The following is a 17,912-nucleotide window of genomic DNA, read 5'->3' as shown; positions in this document are numbered from 1 at the left end:
GTAAGGCAGCGACTCCCAGAGGATAAAGCGCAGTCTGAAGATCCACTTTTTCGAGTATTACCGAGAAAAAGTTAGCTGAAGACAAGCCTACGTGAAAGCGTCCGTCTGAAGTGAAGGTCACATTCATTAGTTGATGTTCACCTCTTATTTCGAATGCTGAACTTGATTCGAATATATGGAATGTAAAAAGGGACTGAAACGTAAGACGGCGACTCCCGGAGGATAAAGCGCAGTCTGAAGATCCACTTTTTCGAGTATTTACCGAGAAAAAGTTAGCTGAAGACAAGCCCTCGGGAAAGCGCCCGTCTGAAGTGAATGCCACATTCATCAGTCGATGTTCACCTCTTATTTTGAATGCTGAAATTGATTCAAGTAAAAAAGTAAAATTTTTGTTATGTTCTATCTAGCTTCAATTTCAAATAAAACCAAGAAAAACCGGACAGTATTTAAACATGTCCGGTTTTTTGCTGTGAAAGTGGTATTAGCTAAATGTCCATATAATATCCACCAGGACTTTTACAAAAGCCACCTGGTAGGTAAGAAAAGAGAGGAAAAGGTGACCATTAAAGATAGTTGCAAAAGTCATTAAAGCCATGGAGAAAGAACGCGAGCGATTGGTTCCTGTACTTTAAGTCCGAAGCTTCGGTTCTTCCAGTCTTGAGGTGTTAGCAAGACAGCTGATTGCATATCGGATTGCAAGGATGAAATCACATCATCAACGAGAGAGGTTTCTGAGCTCATAAGATTAATTTCACGATTTAAATAAAAACTGCGTTTATCAAAATTGGCGGTGCCGACATCACATGTAGTCCCATCCACAACTATCGCTTTGCCATGAAAAAAACCTCGATTATATTCATATATTTTCGCTCCAGCTTGAAGCAATTCATCGTAATGAAGATAGCCGCCAGCTTTGACAAGGGGATGATCCGAGCGCTGTGGCACAAGCAGGCGGACATCTACTCCACGTTGACAAGCATTAAGAAGCAGGTGATGAAGAGAAGAAGGGGGGATATAGTAAGGCGTAGCAAGCCAAATAGAATGTTCAGCAGATTGTAAGTAGGCCTTTATATTGGCTTCAAATCCTACCCCATTACTTGCAATTAATTGGTAAGGGTATTTCCCAGTTGGCAATTCATTCAGTGCTTGAGAAGAATAGTTCCCGTGTTCAGTTGTCTTCTCCCAATCGTTTTTAAATTCACTTAAAGTATCTAGTGCGGCTTCACCGTTAAACCGAAGATGGTAATCGCGCCAAAAGCCAAGTTTCGCTTTCTTGCCAATATACTCATCTCCAACATTAAACCCCCCTAAGTAGGCAATCTTATCATCAATAACTGTAATTTTGCGGTGATTTCGTTGCTGCAGGCTAAAAAAGAGTGTAGGAAAACGAGGAGAGTCACTTTTTTGTACAGATAAGCCGGATTGCTGCAGTTGTTTAATCCGCTTTGCAGATAGGGCATTTCCTGCCCAGTCAATTAACAGCTTGACTTCTACGCCTTCATGTACTTTATTTTCTAAAAGCTTTAATATTTCTTCCCCAGTTTGATCTTCCCGAAATATATAAAAAGACATATAAATCTTATTTTCAGCCTGCTGGAGGTCTTGTTGAAGTTTGGAAAAGAACTCCGTACCATAAGTGATAAATTGGACGTTCCCACTGCGGTGTGGATAAAGATGGAGCTTTTCTTGTTGTCTGTGCCGGCGCTTCCCAATCCTTAGATCCACACAGATCCAGAGGATGAGTACCACCAAGATTAGTAGCACATACATCTTATTTTCCCTCCTCGCTGCTGCTTTTGTATATGTTGTCCATTTTCTTAAAAATAAGTACTCGAATAAGGAATTTTAAAAAGTTCCATGACTGAATGTTCATTCACCAAGATATCTGCTATAATACAACCATATAAAATAAAGAGTTCTGAATCTTTAGCGAAAGAGGGAAGGCCGACCATTAGCGTTGTAAAACTGTATACAGGTTTTCTATCGTGAGCCAGCTGCAACGCTAGTAAGGATTTGGGCGCTTATTATTTGTAGGGGGAAGGAGAGAAAAGAATGACAACATTTTTATGGATTAATTTAGTTTTGTTCTTACTTGTAACAGGGTATGCAGTATATTTATTTGCTTCGCTAGTAAAGACAAGACATGAGTATATTAAGCTTGGGGAAAAGCCGGAGTTCATTAAAACCCCGAAAGAACGCTGGCAGGATGTAATGGAGAAGGTGTTTGCCCAGTCCAAACTACTAAAGGATAAAAAGAGCGGTATCATCCATGTGATTTTCTTTTATGGGTTTTTACTCGTTCAATTTAGTGCGGTTGATGTAATTTGGAAAGGTTTAAATCCTGGTTCACATCTTCCATTTGGTCCGCTCTACCCATATTTTACGCTCTTTCAAGAACTTGTCGTTTTACTTATTCTAGTAGGGGTAGTATGGGCATTTTACCGCCGTTATATTGAGAAGCTCGTTCGGTTGAAGAGAAATTGGAAAGCAGGTCTTGTTCTTATTTTCATTGGTGGTTTGATGGTTTCAAAATTGTTTGCCAAAGGTATGGAAATCGTTTGGCTTGATGGTAAAAATGCAAGCGTTTTCGAACCGATTGCTTCTCTTGTTTCGTTTGCAGTGGAGCCAATTGGCGCGGTTGCTGCCTCGGTGTTTTTCTATATTTTCTGGTGGCTTCACCTGTTCTTTTTGTTAGCATTTTTAGTATATATTCCGCAATCTAAGCATGCTCATTTGCTTGCCGGGCCCGCCAATGTATATGTTGGGCCAACCCACAAAGTAGGTCAGCTTGAAGCCATCGACTTTGAAGATGAAACAAAAGAAGAATTCGGAAAAGGAAAAATTGAAGATTTTAATCAAAAACAGCTGTTAGACTTGTATGCCTGCGTAGAATGCGGGCGGTGCACGAATATGTGTCCGGCAACTGGAAGCGGAAAAATGCTTTCACCGATGGACTTGTTGATTCGGATGCGCGATCATTTAACTGAAAAAGGGGCGGCCGTGACCTCCAGACAACCGTGGATGCCGGCTTTTGCCTTCAGTAATACTAAAGGAAATAAGTTGGCAGCTACAGGAACTGGGGGTGAGGAAGTGGCTGCTGCTTACGATGTAAGCTTAATCGGTGATGTGATCACTGAAGAAGAAATCTGGGCATGTACAACCTGCCGAAACTGTGAAGATCAATGCCCGGTCATGAACGAACACGTTGATAAGATTATTGATATGCGTCGTTACCTTGTGTTGACCGAAGGAAAAATGGACAGCGAAGCGCAGCGAGCCATGACGAACATTGAACGGCAAGGTAATCCGTGGGGCATTAACCGCAAAGAACGTGAAAATTGGCGGGAAGCCCGTGAAGATATTGACGCGCCAACGATTAAAGAAATGAAAAAGCGGGAGGAAGAACTTGAATTTCTCTTCTTTGTCGGTTCCATGGGCTCTTATGATAAACGAAGCCAAAAAATTGCTCAGTCTTTTGCCAAATTAATGAATGAAGCAGGTGTTAAGTTTGCGATTCTTGGAAACAAAGAAAAAAATTCAGGCGATACACCGAGACGAATCGGAAATGAATTTTTATTCCAGGAATTAGCAACAGCAAACATTAGCGAATTTCAAAAAAATGATATCAAAAAAATCGTAACCATAGACCCGCATGCGTATAATACCTTTAAAAATGAATATCCAGACTTTGGCCTTGAAGGTGTAGAAGTTTATCACCACACCGAATTGTTGGCAAAACTGCTGGATGAAGGTAAATTGAAACCAGAACATGCAATTAATGAGCGGATGACCTATCACGACTCCTGTTATTTAGGTCGTTATAATGAAGTTTACGATCCGCCAAGGTATATTCTTGAAGCAATACCAGGCTTGGAAATTGTGGAAATGGAACGCAACAAAGAAGATGGCATGTGCTGTGGTGCAGGCGGCGGCATGATGTGGATGGAAGAAGAAGCGGGTCAGCGCGTAAATGTCGCCCGCACCGAGCAAGCGCTTGAAACAAACCCATCGCTCATTGGCAGTGCTTGTCCGTATTGTTTAACGATGCTTAGTGACGGCACAAAAGATAAAGAAGTCGAAGATGACATCGCTACGATGGATGTGGCAGAAATTTTGGAACGCGCAGTGATGGGAAATCAAGTTCTTTCTAGAGAGCCGGAAATTGAGCCGGTCACTGAAGAAGAATAGAAAATAGAGGGTGGGCTGGTGGTGTAGAGCTACTAAAAATTTGGTGATAGGACCCACCTGCCAACGCTAGTGAGCCTCGCTCAATAAATGGAGCGGGGCTTTTTAACCAATCTGGATGAGGGAGATTCATCAATAGATTCCAAGTTCTGCTTGATTTTTTAATTTTCTTAATTTACATTAGAAGTATATTGGAAAGCGCTTACATTTTTAGGGCTGTTGACTGAGCGTTCGTTCACTAACCGTTGAACCTTTGAAAATATAATGACTTGTGGAGGGAAGAATGAATGGCTAAAACGTTAATTCTGGCGGGGGCGCGCACGCCATTTGCAAAGTTTGGGGGGGCATTAGCGACTACGCCAGCTCCTGAATTAGGAGCGGCAGCTATTCAAGGTGCCATGGAGCGTTCTCCCGTAGATACAAATGACATTGAGGAAGTGATTATGGGCCATGTGCTGCAAGCGGGGGGAGGTCAAATTACGTCCCGCCAGGCTGCACATGCTGCTGGGCTTCCTTGGGAGGCACGGACTGAAACGATTAATAAAGTTTGTGCTTCAGGCATGCGCAGCGTGACCCTGGCTGATCAATTGATACGTGCCAAGGATGTGGACGTGGTCGTGGCCGGGGGGATGGAGTCTATGAGCAGGACCCCTCATGCCTTATCAGGTGCTCGTTGGGGAGAGCGGATGGGCGATGGCAAGCTGGAAGATCTTATGATAAAAGACGGTTTACAATGCAGTTTTACGGGTGTGCACATGGGCGTTTATGGAAATCAAACAGCTGGGGAGCTGGGGATTTCCAGAGATGCACAGGATGCCTGGGCCGCCCGTAGTCATCAGCTTGCCATTGCGGCAATGGCTAAAGGCTATTTCAAGGAAGAAATTGTCCCGGTAGAGCAAATCGATAAAAAAGGAAATCGTATATTGATAGAACGTGATGAAGCACCGCGGGAAGACACGACTAGCGAAGCACTTGCCAAGTTAAAGCCAGCGTTTGGGAAGGATGGAACGATTACGGCCGGCAATGCTCCTGGCGTAAATGACGGAGCGTGTGCCTTCGTCTTAGCATCAGCGGATAAAGTAGAAGCGAACGGCTGGGAACGAGTAGCAACCATTGAAGGACAGGAAGCATTAGCCGTTGAGGCTGGTGACTTTCCTAAAACACCAGGGCTGGTGATTGAGCGTTTGCTCACTAAAACGGGTCTTTCTATAGAAGACATCGATCGCTTTGAAATTAACGAAGCATTTGCAGCCGTCGCTCTTGCCAGCCAACAGATTGCACATTTAGATGCAGAAAAAATAAATGTTAATGGCGGGGCCGTTGCTCTCGGGCACCCGATTGGCGCAAGCGGTGCCCGCATTATCTTAACACTTGTCCATGAATTGAAACGAATTGGAGGCGGGCTTGGTATTGCCGCCATTTGTAGTGGCGGGGGCCAGGGAGACGCTGTCTTAGTTCGCGTATAAACAACGGTAGAGCTGAAGGAGGTCTATTATATATGAAAATAAATAATGTAATGGTTGTTGGGGCTGGGCAAATGGGAGCAGGAATTGCCCAAGTCCACGCCCAGGCAGGCTATGAAGTATTTTTACATGATATAGACAAGGAGCGGGTGGAAAAAGGCCGGGCCAGCATTGAAAAACAGCTTTCTCGCCAAGTGGAGAAAGGGCGAATGGAAAAAGCGGAGAAAGAAGCGGTCTTAGGCCGTCTTCATTCGTCAGTGGATATGGAGAATGCAGGCAGAGCGGATCTCGTGATTGAGGCAGCAGTTGAACAGATGAATATAAAAACAGAGTTGTTCAGGGATTTAGACCGACATGCGCCACCACATGCCATTTTGGCTACCAATACGTCGTCTTTGCCGATCACAGAAATTGCAAACGTGACGAAGCGTCCGGACCAAGTAATTGGCATGCATTTTATGAACCCTGTCCCTGTGATGAAACTGGTAGAAGTTATTCGCGGACTGCAGTCCAGTGACGAGACATATGAAGTAGTTAAAACGACGGCTGAAGCACTTGGGAAAATGCCCGTTGAAGTAAATGATTTTCCAGGCTTTGTGTCCAACCGGGTCTTGATGCCAATGATTAATGAAGCTGTATTTACGGTGTACGAAGGGGTGGCTGAGCCTGAGGCGGTGGACGAAGTGATGAAACTTGGCATGAATCATCCCATGGGTCCGTTAACCCTGGCTGATTTTATTGGCCTGGATACGTGCCTTTATATTATGGAAGTGCTCCACGAAGGATTTGGTGATGATAAATACCGGCCTTGTCCATTGCTGCGCAAATACGTAAAAGCAGGCTGGCTTGGAAAGAAAACAGGACGGGGTTTTTATTCATACGAAGCGTAAGAGGAAGAGGGGGGAGGACCATGAATCTTCATTTCAGCGAGGAACAGCAGATGATGCGAAAAATGGTTCAGGACTTTGCCAACGACCGGGTGAAAAAGGCTGTTAAAGAAATGGAAGCGGCCGATAACTTCCCAACTGAACTCGTAAAAGAAATGGGAGAGCTTGGGTTAATGGGCATACCGGTCCCTGAAAAATACGGTGGATCGGAAATGGACTTTACTTCATATGTCATTGCTATCCATGAATTATCAAAGGTCTCTCCGGCTCTAGGGGTAATATTATCCGTGCACACTTCAGTGGGTACGAACCCTATCTACTATTTTGGCAACGATGAACAGAAAAACACGTACCTTCCAAAACTTGCTAAAGGAAACAGTTTAGCCGCTTTTGCTTTAACGGAACCGGGGGCAGGATCGGATGCCGCTGCGCTTAAAACGACTGCCGTCAAACAAGGCGAGCACTATATATTAAATGGATCTAAAGTCTTTATCACTAATGGCGGAGCAGCTGATACGTATATTGTTTTTGCTTCTACCAACCCAGCTGCTAAAAAAGCAGGGATTACTGCTTTTATTGTGGATAAGGAGACACCTGGCTTTCAAATCGGCAACAAAGAGAAAAAAATGGGGCTGAGAGGTTCTAATACGACTGAGCTTATTTTCGAAGATGCCAAAGTACCAGTTCACCATCGCTTAGGGGAAGAAGGAGAAGGCTTTAAGATTGCTATGTCTAATTTAGATGCCGGTCGGATAGGCATTGCTGCTCAGTCGCTGGGAATTGCTGAAGGAGCGCTTGTAGCAGCTTCGTCTTATGCAAAGGAACGAAAGCAGTTTGGAGGGTCAATTGGCAAACAACAAGGGATTGCTTTTAAGTTAGCTGATATGGCTACGCAAACAGAAGCCGCTAAACTGCTAACCTACCACGCTGCCAATTTGCGTTCGCAAGGAAAAGAGGGAGGCAGTATAGCTTCTATGGCTAAGTTATTTGCTTCGCAAAATGCGATGAAAGTGGCTACAGAAGCAGTACAAATCTTCGGCGGTTACGGCTATACAACCGAGTACCCGGCTGAACGTTTTTTCAGAGATGCGAAGGTGTGTGAGATCTATGAGGGGACCAGTGAAATACAGCGGCACGTTATTAGCAGGGGCCTCCTCGACCAGTAGATACTCAAGTTAGATATCAACCAAATGACCTTAAGGCCTGCAGGCAGTGTTTACTTGGAATGATGAGTAGGTCTTAGTTTGGTCAAGGCAAACAAAAGGGAGAGAGAGCAATGAATTTTTTGTTAACGGATGAGCAACAAATGATTCGCAAAATGGTACGGGAGTTTTCAGAGAATGAAGTGGCACCAACAGCAGCTGAGCGGGATGAAGCAGAACGGTTTGATATGGAGCTGTTTAAACAGATGGCCGATCTTGGGTTAACCGGGATTCCGTGGCCGGAAGAATACGGAGGCATTGGGGCAGATTACGTCAGTTATTGTATTGCTGTCGAAGAGTTGTCCCGTGTTTGTGCTTCAATGGGAGTGACGCTCTCTGCTCATATTTCATTGGCAGGCTGGCCGATTTATTCATTTGGTACCGAAGCTCAAAAGCAGACGTACCTGCGAGCGTTGGCCGAAGGAACAAAAATTGGTGCGTATGGGTTAACCGAGCCAGGTTCAGGCTCAGATGCAGCAAGTATGAAAACGACAGCTGAGAAAAAAGGTGATGATTACATTTTAAATGGCTCCAAGATTTTTATCACCAATGGAGGCATTGCTGACATTTACGTGGTGTTTGCCTTAACGGAGCCGGAGAAGAAACATAAAGGAGTCAGTGCTTTTATTGTGGAAAAAGACGCTGAAGGCTTTTCTATTGGAAAGAAAGAAGAAAAGCTCGGCATCCGTTCTTCACCGACAACAGAAATTATTATGGAAGATTGCCGTGTGCCGGCTGAGAACTTACTGGGCGAAGAAGGAGAAGGGTTCAAGATTGCAATGATGACGCTTGACGGCGGTCGCAATGGTATCGCTGCCCAAGCTGTGGGCATCGCACAAGGCGCATTGGATGCTGCTACTTCTTATGCAAAAGAGCGCAAGCAGTTTGGCAAGCCAATCGGCCAACAGCAGGGGCTGGCGTTTAAGCTGGCAGACATGGCGACGAAAGTAGAAGCTTCCCGCCTCCTTACCTATCAGGCTGCCTGGAGGGAATCAGAGAAACTTGCTTATAGCAAAGAGTCAGCGATGTCGAAATTGTTTGCCGGCGATACAGCGATGGAAGTCACCACCGAAGCCGTGCAAGTGTTTGGTGGTTATGGTTATACAAAAGATTACTCTGTTGAACGGTATATGCGTGATGCAAAAATTACCCAGATTTATGAAGGGACCAATGAAATTCAACGCCTCGTAATTTCGAAAATGCTGCTTGCCGATTAAGAGTAAGTTTGAAATGGGAAGGGAGGGCTCTTCATGAGTACTAAGAAAAAAAACGTTCCGTCTATGGTCAAAGATCAGACGTTAATTAAAAAAAGACGGGAGCAAATGGTAAAAGGGGCTGTCTCCCTTTTTAAAGAAAAAGGTTTCCACCGCACGACCACCCGGGAGATTGCTAAGCATTCCGGCTTTAGCATCGGCACGTTGTATGAGTATATCGGTTCTAAAGAAGATGTGTTGTATCTCGTCTGTGATTCTGTGTATGAAGAAGTAATGGAGCGTCTAGAAGCACATTTGGATCAAAAAGAAGCAGGCATGGATTACTTAAAGCAAGCGGTTCGCTCCTTGTTTAAAGTAGTTGATGAAATGCAGGATGAAGTCCTCGTTATGTATCAAGAAGCAAAATCGCTTCCGCACGAAGCCCTGCCCTATGTTTTAAAGCGAGAAGAGGAGATGACTCAACGAGTCGAAGAAGTGGTCCGTGATTGCTGCCGGCAGGGTGTACTTGACCTGGATGAGCGGGTGATTAAATTAACAGCAGAGAACATCATGGTTAAAGGCCATATGTGGTCGTTTCGGCGTTGGACGCTTTCCAAACGTTTTACACTCGAAGAATACACGGATTATCAGCTTGAACAGCTGTTAGGTGGACTGAGTTCAACTAACGAGGCAAAGAGCTGAAAAGCGGAAAGGGGAACGAAGGAATGGCAGAAAAAACGATGTATAAGCCAAAAACGCACGTTCGTTTTGTCACAGCTTCTAGTTTGTTTGATGGGCATGATGCTTCGATTAATATTATGCGTCGCTTACTCCAAGCCGGCGGAGCAGAAGTGATCCATCTCGGTCACAACCGTTCGGTCGAAGAAGTAGTGGATGCAGCCATCCATGAAGATGTGCAAGGTATCGCGATTTCATCATACCAGGGAGGACACATCGAATATTTTAAATACTGTTTTGACCTGCTCAAGCAAAAAGGAGCAGACCACATTCGTTTATACGGAGGGGGCGGTGGGGTGATTACCCCTCCTGAGATTGAAGAATTGCATCGTTACGGGGTAGCCAGGATCTTTTCTCCTGAAGATGGGCGAACGTTAGGACTTCCCGGGATGATCAGCCGCATGATAGAAGAATGTGATTTTCCAACTCCAAAACAAATCCAAGCAGATTTGAAAGCGCTTCAAAACAGAGAAGAACGTGCAATTGCCCGTGTGTTAAGCGTCGTAGAAAGTGAAGAGCAGGCAGATGGCACAGCGAAAAAAGCACTCGAAGAATTAAAGGAGCTGCAGGCCGGCCAGGCACCGGTTCTAGGTATTACTGGCACGGGGGGAGCAGGGAAGAGCTCTTTAACTGATGAGCTCGTCCGCCGCTTTTTAAACGAATTCCCTGAGCAAACAGTTGCTATTCTCTCTATTGACCCGACCAAACAAAAAACAGGCGGAGCATTACTTGGCGACCGTATTCGCATGAATGCTATTCATTCAAAGCGGGTGTTTATGCGTTCGCTCGCCACACGCGGGTCGAAAACGGAAATGACCAAAAATATTGAAGAGGCATTAGAAGTTGTAAAAGCAGCCGGCTTTGACTTAATCATTGTAGAAACGAGTGGTATCGGCCAGGGTGATGCCGAAATAACAGAAGTTTCCGATGTCTCAATGTATGTAATGACTAGTGAATTTGGTGCCCCGTCTCAGTTGGAAAAGATCGATATGATTGATTATGCTGATTTGATTGCGATTAATAAATTTGACCGTAAAGGTTCTGAAGATGCCTTGCGCGACGTGCGTAAACAATACCAACGTGCTCATTTGCTGTTTGACGGGGACCCTGCTGAGATGCCAGTATATGCTACGATCGCCAGCCAATTCAATGACCCAGGCACCAATATTTTGTTTGCTGCTTTGGTCAATGTGTTAAATGAAAACTGCGGCACAGCATGGGAGACTGCCATTGACACCGAGGGCGAAGCAGGGGTGAAAGACCACATTATTCCGCCTGATCAAGTTCATTATTTGCGCGATATTGTTCGTACCGTACGAAATTACAAAGAATGGGCAGATATCCAGGCTGAATTCGCCCGCAAACTATTTCAACTTGAGGGCACCATTCACATGTTAAACGAGCAAGGCTATGAATATGAAACAACCTTAAACGAACTAGAATCGTTAAGAGCTGAACGCGAACAGAAGCTGGATCCACGCACGCGTGATATTCTTGACGGCTGGGAAGCTTTGCAGGAAGAATACAGCGGGGATACCCATACGACCGTGATCCGTGGTAAAGAAATCATTAATGACTTAAATACCGAAACGTTGTCCGGGTTAAAAATTAACCGTGTTCAACTTCCTGCATTTAAAGATTGGGGAGAAATCGTACGCTGGTCGCTTAAGGAAAATGTTCCGGGGAAATTTCCGTTTACAGCGGGGGTGTTCCCATTTAAACGGAAAGGAGAAGACCCCAAACGGCAATTTGCCGGAGAAGGTCCTCCTGAACGGACCAACCGCAGGTTTCATTATTTGTCTAAAGATGATGAAGCAAAGCGGCTCTCAACAGCTTTTGATTCGGTGACTTTGTACGGGGAAGACCCTGATGAACGGCCGGATATTTATGGAAAAGTAGGGGAAAGCGGGGTGAGCATATGCACCCTTGAAGATATGAAGAAGCTCTATGCAGGCTTTGACTTAACAGCTCCTTCCACTTCCGTTTCCATGACAATCAACGGCCCGGCTCCGATTATTTTAGCGATGTTTATGAATACAGCGATTGAACAGCAGGTGGAACGCTTTGAAGAGAACGAAGGGCGCAAGCCAGACGCCAATGAATATGAAACATTGAAAGCCGAAACGATCTCAGTCGTGCGCGGCACCGTACAGGCAGATATTTTAAAAGAAGACCAGGGCCAGAACACGTGTATTTTTTCCACGGAGTTTGCGCTTCGCATGATGGGAGATATTCAGCAGTATTTTATCGACCATAATGTGCGCAATTATTATTCTGTTTCGATTTCGGGGTATCACATCGCTGAAGCCGGTGCTAACCCAATCAGCCAGCTCACCTTTACGCTTGCTAATGCGTTCACCTATGTGGAGTATTACTTGAGCAGGGGTATGGATATCGATGACTTTGCCCCCAATCTATCCTTCTTTTTCAGCAATGGCCTCGACCCGGAGTACACCGTTATTGGCCGGGTTGCTCGCCGCATTTGGGCGACAGTCATGAAAGAACGCTACGACGCGGGGGAACGCTCACAAAAACTGAAATATCATATTCAGACCTCGGGGCGTTCGCTTCACGCTCAGGAAGTAGATTTTAATGATATCCGCACGACGCTCCAGGCACTTCTTGCGATCTATGATAACTGCAACTCGCTTCATACAAATGCTTATGATGAAGCTGTTACCACACCAACGGAACATTCCGTGCGGCGTGCGATGGCTATCCAAATGATCATTACAAAAGAAATGGGCCTTGCTAAAAATGAAAACCCGCATCAAGGTTCATTTATCGTAGAAGAATTGACTGAGCTTGTAGAAGAAGCAGTACTGCGTGAACTCGAGCGGATTGATGATCGCGGTGGGGTGTTAGGAGCGATGGAAACCCAGTATCAGCGCGGCAAGATCCAGGAAGAGTCAATGTATTATGAAATGAAAAAGCATAGTGGTGAACTGCCAATCATCGGTGTCAACACGTACCTAAACCCAGTACAAGAAGAGGAAGAGTTTGATATGGAGCTTGCCCGGGCTTCAAAAGAAGAAAAAGACGGGCAAATTGCTAAATTACGTGCTTTCCAAAAACGAAATCAAGACGCTGGGGAGCATGCGTTAAAACAGTTGCAGAAAACGGCAGTAAATGGCGGCAATATTTTTGAAGAGTTAATGGAAACAGTGAAAGTAGCAAGTCTTGGGCAAATCACCCATGCCTTATACGAAGTCGGCGGTAAGTATCGGCGCAATATGTAAGAAGAACAAGCGGAGCTTCTTCCTCATAAAGAAGCCCGCTTGTTTTCTTTTTGACTCCATGCATAGGGTTTTAATGTATAAAATAGGGGTAGAGGTGAAAGAAAAGTAGCATCCGGTAAGGCGCACAAAGGGGAGATGGTGAAATGATGAGAAGGGGCTGTTTGGGAATGTATAAAAAATATCGGTTCGAACTGGCATTCCACGAATAAATATGTTTATAATGGAAAAGATGATTTTTGCTTTATGCACGTGACAAACTGGAACTGCACATAGATCAACTGTAACATCGATTGTGGCGCGTTGGAAAAATGAACGGAAAGGACGTGGGGTCCATGAGTATTAAAGAGTATAGCCAGGAACAAATTGAAGAGATGGCAGCAATTGAAGTGGCCCATATTCTTTTAAAAGAGGAGAATAAGCCGTACCCTTACCACGACTTGTTTGAAAAAGTGGCTAAGGTTAAAAACATGGATGAAAATGAGCGTTTAGAACGTATCACAAAGGTGTTTACGACGATGAACATTGATGCCCGTTTTGCTTATTTAGGGGACAATCACTGGGGCTTAAAAGCTTGGTATTCTGTTGATCAATCCGACGAAGATCTGTCGGCTACGATTAAACCGAAGAAGAAAAAAGCTGCTGACCTTGAGGACGACTTTGTGGAAGAGGACGAACTCGATGAAGGCCTTGAAGACCTGGAAGATGAGCTGGATGAGCTTTCCCAGGAGGAAGACAAAGCATTTGAAGAAACAGATGAGCTTGATCCGTTTGATGATACCACATCAACTTCAGGAACTTCTGAAGACGAAGAATAGAATTTGAAATTTGGAAAAATGTAGGTTTCAAATCTTGATTTCTTATCTTGACTTTTTATAAGCGCCCGAGTAAAATCATCGTTGGGCTTTATAAAATATGCGCAGTATGCACTGCGAATGATGATATGACGCATGAGCTATAAACAAAAGTGCGCCCCCTGACTAAGGTCGAGGTGGCACTTTTGTTTTTTTATTTTAAGGCTTCGTAAGGGGACGCGCCAACTTAAATCATAGAAGTGGTTTTGGTTTGGCGCCTAACTTGTGAGGGGTTAGCCTCATTTAGCTTTTCAAGTGAAAAGCTAATATAGTCTTATGATTAGAGGTAGTTGGGAAAAGAATAGAAGAAGAGGAAAGACGACAAGCAAGAGAAGTTGTTTTTCATGTGCAGCAAGAACGTTTAGCCTGCTAAAAGGTGAAGAGAGAAGTAAAACGTTTGAGGTGCACCTTGCTTTGTGGCAAGCCAGATTGCGAACGAGAGTTGGTAGCCGCTATGCTGTGGCAGCCTATGGCAAGCAAGGGTCGTTTTAAAAGGGAGCAATGCGTGAATGTAGAACGTAATGACCTTTGTCGTTTCCAGCCCGGAGCTGACGAAAAAAGGCTTACTCCTGATGAAGACACTCATGACAGTGGAGACTGCCACGGTGATTACCTTTCTTTAGACGTTCCCTACATCTCAGAGGCCGCTGTGAAGTGTCTAGTTATAGTAAAAAACTATGGTAAAAATGGAAAGTATAAAAGGAGTCGATGAATCATCATGTCAACGAAGTATATTTTTGTGACTGGCGGAGTTGTCTCTTCGCTAGGTAAAGGAATCACGGCAGCTTCTCTTGGACGTCTTCTAAAAAACAGAGGCCTTGAGGTAACCATTCAAAAATTTGATCCATATATTAATGTCGACCCTGGTACGATGAGTCCTTACCAGCACGGTGAGGTCTTTGTAACGGACGACGGAGCGGAAACAGACTTAGATTTAGGCCATTATGAGCGCTTTATTGATATTAACTTAAGTCAAAACAGCAACGTCACTACTGGTAAAGTATATTCTTCTGTTATTCGCAAAGAACGCCGGGGCGACTATCTAGGCGGCACAGTACAGGTTATTCCACACGTAACCAACGAAATTAAAGAGCGGGTCTACCGTGCCGGGCGAGAAACAGGCGCAGATGTGGTTATCACAGAGATTGGCGGAACGGTCGGAGACATTGAAAGTTTGCCTTTCCTTGAAGCGATCCGCCAAATTAAAAGTGATGTAGGGGTCGACCAAGTCATGTACATTCACTGTACATTGATCCCTTACTTGTCGGCAGCAGGTGAAATGAAGTCGAAACCGACTCAGCACAGCGTCAAAGAATTAAGAAGTCTTGGTATTCAGCCAAACATGATTGTCGTTCGTACCGAAAGTCCGGTCCCGCAGGACATGAAAGAAAAAATTGCGCTCTTCTGTGACATTAATAAAAATGCAGTTATTGAAGCACGCGATGCGGACACGCTCTATAAAGTGCCGCTTGAGCTGCAAAGCCAGCGAGTAGATGAGCTCGTATGTGAACACCTGGGGCTTACAACTGATGAGCCGGATATGACAGAATGGAAAGCTCTCGTAGAAAAAGTACAAAATCTAAATGGAACCGTAAAGATCGCTTTGGTGGGTAAATATGTAGCTCTTCCTGATGCTTATTTATCTGTAGTAGAGTCGCTGAAGCATGCTGGCTATGCATTTGATGCCGACGTGGAAGTTGATTGGATTAACGCTGAAGACGTTTCGGCAGAAAACGTACAGGAAAAGCTGCAAAACGCGGACGGCATCCTCGTACCAGGCGGTTTTGGGGACCGCGGCATTGAAGGGAAACTTCACGCCATTCAATATGCACGTGAAAACAAAGTTCCATTCCTCGGTATTTGTTTAGGGATGCAGCTAGCTTCGGTAGAATTTGCTCGCAACGTGGCCGGTATTGAAGAGGCAGGGTCGGCTGAACTAGAACCAGAAACGCCAAACCCAGTCATTGACCTATTACCAGAGCAAAAAGATGTAGAGGATATGGGAGGAACCCTTCGCCTTGGTCTTTACCCATGTAAACTGCAAGAAGGAACGGTGACAAAAGCAGCGTATGAGCAAGAAGTAATCTACGAACGCCACCGCCACCGTTATGAATTTAACAACCAATACCGTGAAGCATTAGAAAACGCAGGCTTTATCTTCTCGGGGACAAGCCCGGATGGCCGTTTAGTAGAGATTATTGAAATTGCGGATCACCCATATTTTGTGGCTTCACAATTTCATCCAGAATTCGTTTCCCGACCAACCCGCCCGCAGCCTCTATTCCGAGAATTCATAGGAGCCGCCAGAGGGTAAAAAGAAAAGCGGAGGCGCTTTGCTCAGATGCGACAAGTTTTTCTAGAACTGCGCAGCGTAGCCTGCTACGCGGAGTCAGGACTAGAAAAAACCTCGAGCATCTAAGCGCCGCAGCTAGACAGAAAAGCGGAGCGGGCTGGCTTAGCGACGCAGAGCCCTTCTTCACCGCCGAGGAGGCTGTCGCCGCCGCAGTGCGGGGAAAAGGGATCTCAAGTCGTTAGCCCGCGAAGCTAGACAGAAAAGCGGAAAGCAGCGTTCAGGGGCGTCAAGCATAAGACGGGCGGCGTCAAAGTCGCTCTTTAACTTTGAAGGCGAACGGCTTATGACCTCGAGCCCCTGCTGCTTGCAGCTGGACAGAGAAAAGCGGAGCGGGCTGGCTTAGCGACGCAGAGCCCTTCTTCACCGCCGAGGATGCTAGATAAATTAAGAAGGAGCTAGCTTTTTGGCCAGCTCCTTCTCGCTTACGGACATCTATTCCGGTAATACCATAAAAGATGCCTCTTTCTCCAAACTTTATGGAGAAAGAGGCTTTTTCTTTTGGTTGTTTTTTAGAATGTCACCATTACTACGCTGAGCTGAGTGCCGGGTTGGCTGAGGTGTTCTCCCTCTTACGGCCGGTGTAACCTCCACTGAGCTCTGTAACGCCCCTTATATAAAGGCCTGTAAATTTACTCTTCGATCATTTCCTGTAAAACGAGTAACAACAATTGGTACGCGTAAAGTGCAGCTAATTCACCGGGATGGCCGTGTCTTGTGCCCTCCTCATCTGGTACAAGCCCCCCTTTTACATAAGTAGGCAAATGAACCGGCTCTAGTACCCCTTCTTGAGCAGGGACCTCCGGTTGAAAGGAGCCGATCGAAATAAAAGGAACTTCTGTTTTATATATAGACTGCGCATAGTGAGTCATCTCGTCCTCATCTTCATCACCACTGAATAAAAGCACCCTGTCGGCTGGGTGGAAGATGGGAAGCGCCTCCCCTGGTTCTAGCCATGTTACATCTTTAGGGCTCTCTTTTATCGTTAAAGCCAGCTTGGCGAGTTCTTTTGTTGGGCCAGACCCGGTTATATAGATCGTACCTTCTCCGACAGTAGCTTGTGCCAAGAGCCGGGCGCTATCTTCTAATGCCTCTTCATCATTTTGGATTTTTTGAAAAACAGCTTGCAGCTGAGTTGTAAACATTTTGCTCAAGATTTATGCTCTCCTTTCAAAAGCGTGCTAATGGTTATTTTCACCCATTTCATCAAAAAAAGAAAGGAACAGCTTCTCTTTCTCAGGAAATACTTAGGAAAAATTTCTTTAAAATGAAACAAAATTTCAATATAATAGAAGAATAAGGAGACCAATGAACGTTTTATAAAGAAAAATAGGGTTAAGGCGGTGTTTCCGGCAAAGGAGAGAATAGAACATGTCTAAAGTGTTGATCGTTGATGACCAACCCGGGATCCGCGTGTTGCTCCAGGAAATTTTAAAAAAAGATGGACATAAAGTGCTGGAGGCGGGTACAGCGGATACAGCCCTGGCACTTACTAGAAAAGAAGACCCGGACCTTATATTATTAGATATGAAAATCCCGGGCATGAATGGAATTGAAATTCTTGAGGTTATACGCGAAGAAAAGTATTCCTGCCCGGTGATTATGATGACAGCTTATGAAGAACTGAATATGTTAAACAAGGCAGAGGAGCTTGGGGTCGTTTCTCATTTTCCCAAGCCTTTTGACATTGAAGAAATGCGGCAAGTGGTATTAAAATGCACCTCTTGCTATTAATTCCTAAAACTTCCCTAATAATGTAGTGAATCAACAGGTGAAATTCTTATCTAATATGATATAATGGCGA

General features: G+C 44.9%; 12 protein-coding genes. 10 read left to right on the top strand and 2 right to left on the bottom strand.

What is annotated here, in order from left to right:
- Nucleotides 1-585: 585 nt before the first annotated feature.
- Entirely contained in the window at nucleotides 586-1,770 is a 1,185-nt protein-coding gene (gene cls, locus D469_RS0109755; RefSeq protein ID WP_018923207.1) for a cardiolipin synthase, read from the bottom strand.
- Nucleotides 1,771-2,052: 282 nt separating this feature from the next.
- Between cls and D469_RS0109750 the strand changes: the two genes are divergently transcribed.
- From D469_RS0109750 to D469_RS0109705, 9 genes are all read left to right on the top strand, one after another.
- Entirely contained in the window at nucleotides 2,053-4,188 is a 2,136-nt protein-coding gene (locus tag D469_RS0109750) for a (Fe-S)-binding protein (protein ID WP_018923206.1), read from the top strand.
- Nucleotides 4,189-4,472: 284 nt separating this feature from the next.
- On the top strand, nucleotides 4,473-5,651 hold the full coding sequence (locus D469_RS0109745) for an acetyl-CoA C-acetyltransferase (RefSeq protein ID WP_018923205.1): 1,179 nt from the start codon (nucleotides 4,473-4,475) through the stop codon (nucleotides 5,649-5,651).
- Between the two features lie 32 nt (nucleotides 5,652-5,683).
- A complete protein-coding gene (locus tag D469_RS0109740) occupies nucleotides 5,684-6,538 on the top strand; it encodes a 3-hydroxybutyryl-CoA dehydrogenase (protein WP_018923204.1) in 855 nt (284 codons plus the stop codon).
- A 20-nt stretch (nucleotides 6,539-6,558) separates the two neighbouring features.
- On the top strand, nucleotides 6,559-7,701 hold the full coding sequence (locus tag D469_RS0109735) for an acyl-CoA dehydrogenase (protein ID WP_018923203.1): 1,143 nt from the start codon (nucleotides 6,559-6,561) through the stop codon (nucleotides 7,699-7,701).
- Nucleotides 7,702-7,811: 110 nt separating this feature from the next.
- On the top strand, nucleotides 7,812-8,954 hold the full coding sequence (locus D469_RS0109730; protein ID WP_018923202.1) for an acyl-CoA dehydrogenase: 1,143 nt from the start codon (nucleotides 7,812-7,814) through the stop codon (nucleotides 8,952-8,954).
- Nucleotides 8,955-8,987: 33 nt separating this feature from the next.
- A complete protein-coding gene (locus tag D469_RS0109725; protein WP_018923201.1) occupies nucleotides 8,988-9,632 on the top strand; it encodes a TetR/AcrR family transcriptional regulator in 645 nt (214 codons plus the stop codon).
- 23 nt (nucleotides 9,633-9,655) lie between these two features.
- A complete protein-coding gene (gene icmF / locus D469_RS0109720; protein WP_018923200.1) occupies nucleotides 9,656-12,907 on the top strand; it encodes a fused isobutyryl-CoA mutase/GTPase IcmF in 3,252 nt (1,083 codons plus the stop codon).
- A 332-nt stretch (nucleotides 12,908-13,239) separates the two neighbouring features.
- Nucleotides 13,240-13,722 carry a DNA-directed RNA polymerase subunit delta gene (gene rpoE, locus D469_RS0109715; protein WP_018923199.1) on the top strand — a complete coding sequence of 161 codons (483 nt, stop codon included), beginning with the start codon at nucleotides 13,240-13,242 and terminating at the stop codon, nucleotides 13,720-13,722.
- Between the two features lie 754 nt (nucleotides 13,723-14,476).
- The gene (locus tag D469_RS0109705; protein ID WP_018923197.1) at nucleotides 14,477-16,072 is read left to right on the top strand and encodes a CTP synthase; all 1,596 of its coding nucleotides are present in this window, start codon (nucleotides 14,477-14,479) and stop codon (nucleotides 16,070-16,072) included.
- 668 nt (nucleotides 16,073-16,740) lie between these two features.
- On the opposite strand, the gene D469_RS0109700 is transcribed toward D469_RS0109705, so the two are convergent.
- Nucleotides 16,741-17,253, bottom strand: coding sequence for a DUF2529 family protein (locus tag D469_RS0109700; protein ID WP_040606764.1), 513 nt, complete (start codon nucleotides 17,251-17,253; stop codon nucleotides 16,741-16,743).
- A 226-nt stretch (nucleotides 17,254-17,479) separates the two neighbouring features.
- Between D469_RS0109700 and D469_RS0109695 the strand changes: the two genes are divergently transcribed.
- Nucleotides 17,480-17,842 carry a response regulator gene (locus D469_RS0109695; protein ID WP_018923195.1) on the top strand — a complete coding sequence of 121 codons (363 nt, stop codon included), beginning with the start codon at nucleotides 17,480-17,482 and terminating at the stop codon, nucleotides 17,840-17,842.
- Nucleotides 17,843-17,912 lie beyond the last annotated feature (70 nt).

It is taken from the genome of Salsuginibacillus kocurii DSM 18087 (assembly GCF_000377705.1).
GTDB classification, from domain to species: domain Bacteria; phylum Bacillota; class Bacilli; order Bacillales; family Marinococcaceae; genus Salsuginibacillus; species Salsuginibacillus kocurii.
The sequence above is the reverse complement of the archived record's forward strand: the minus strand, read 5'-3'. Positions and strand labels throughout refer to the sequence as shown.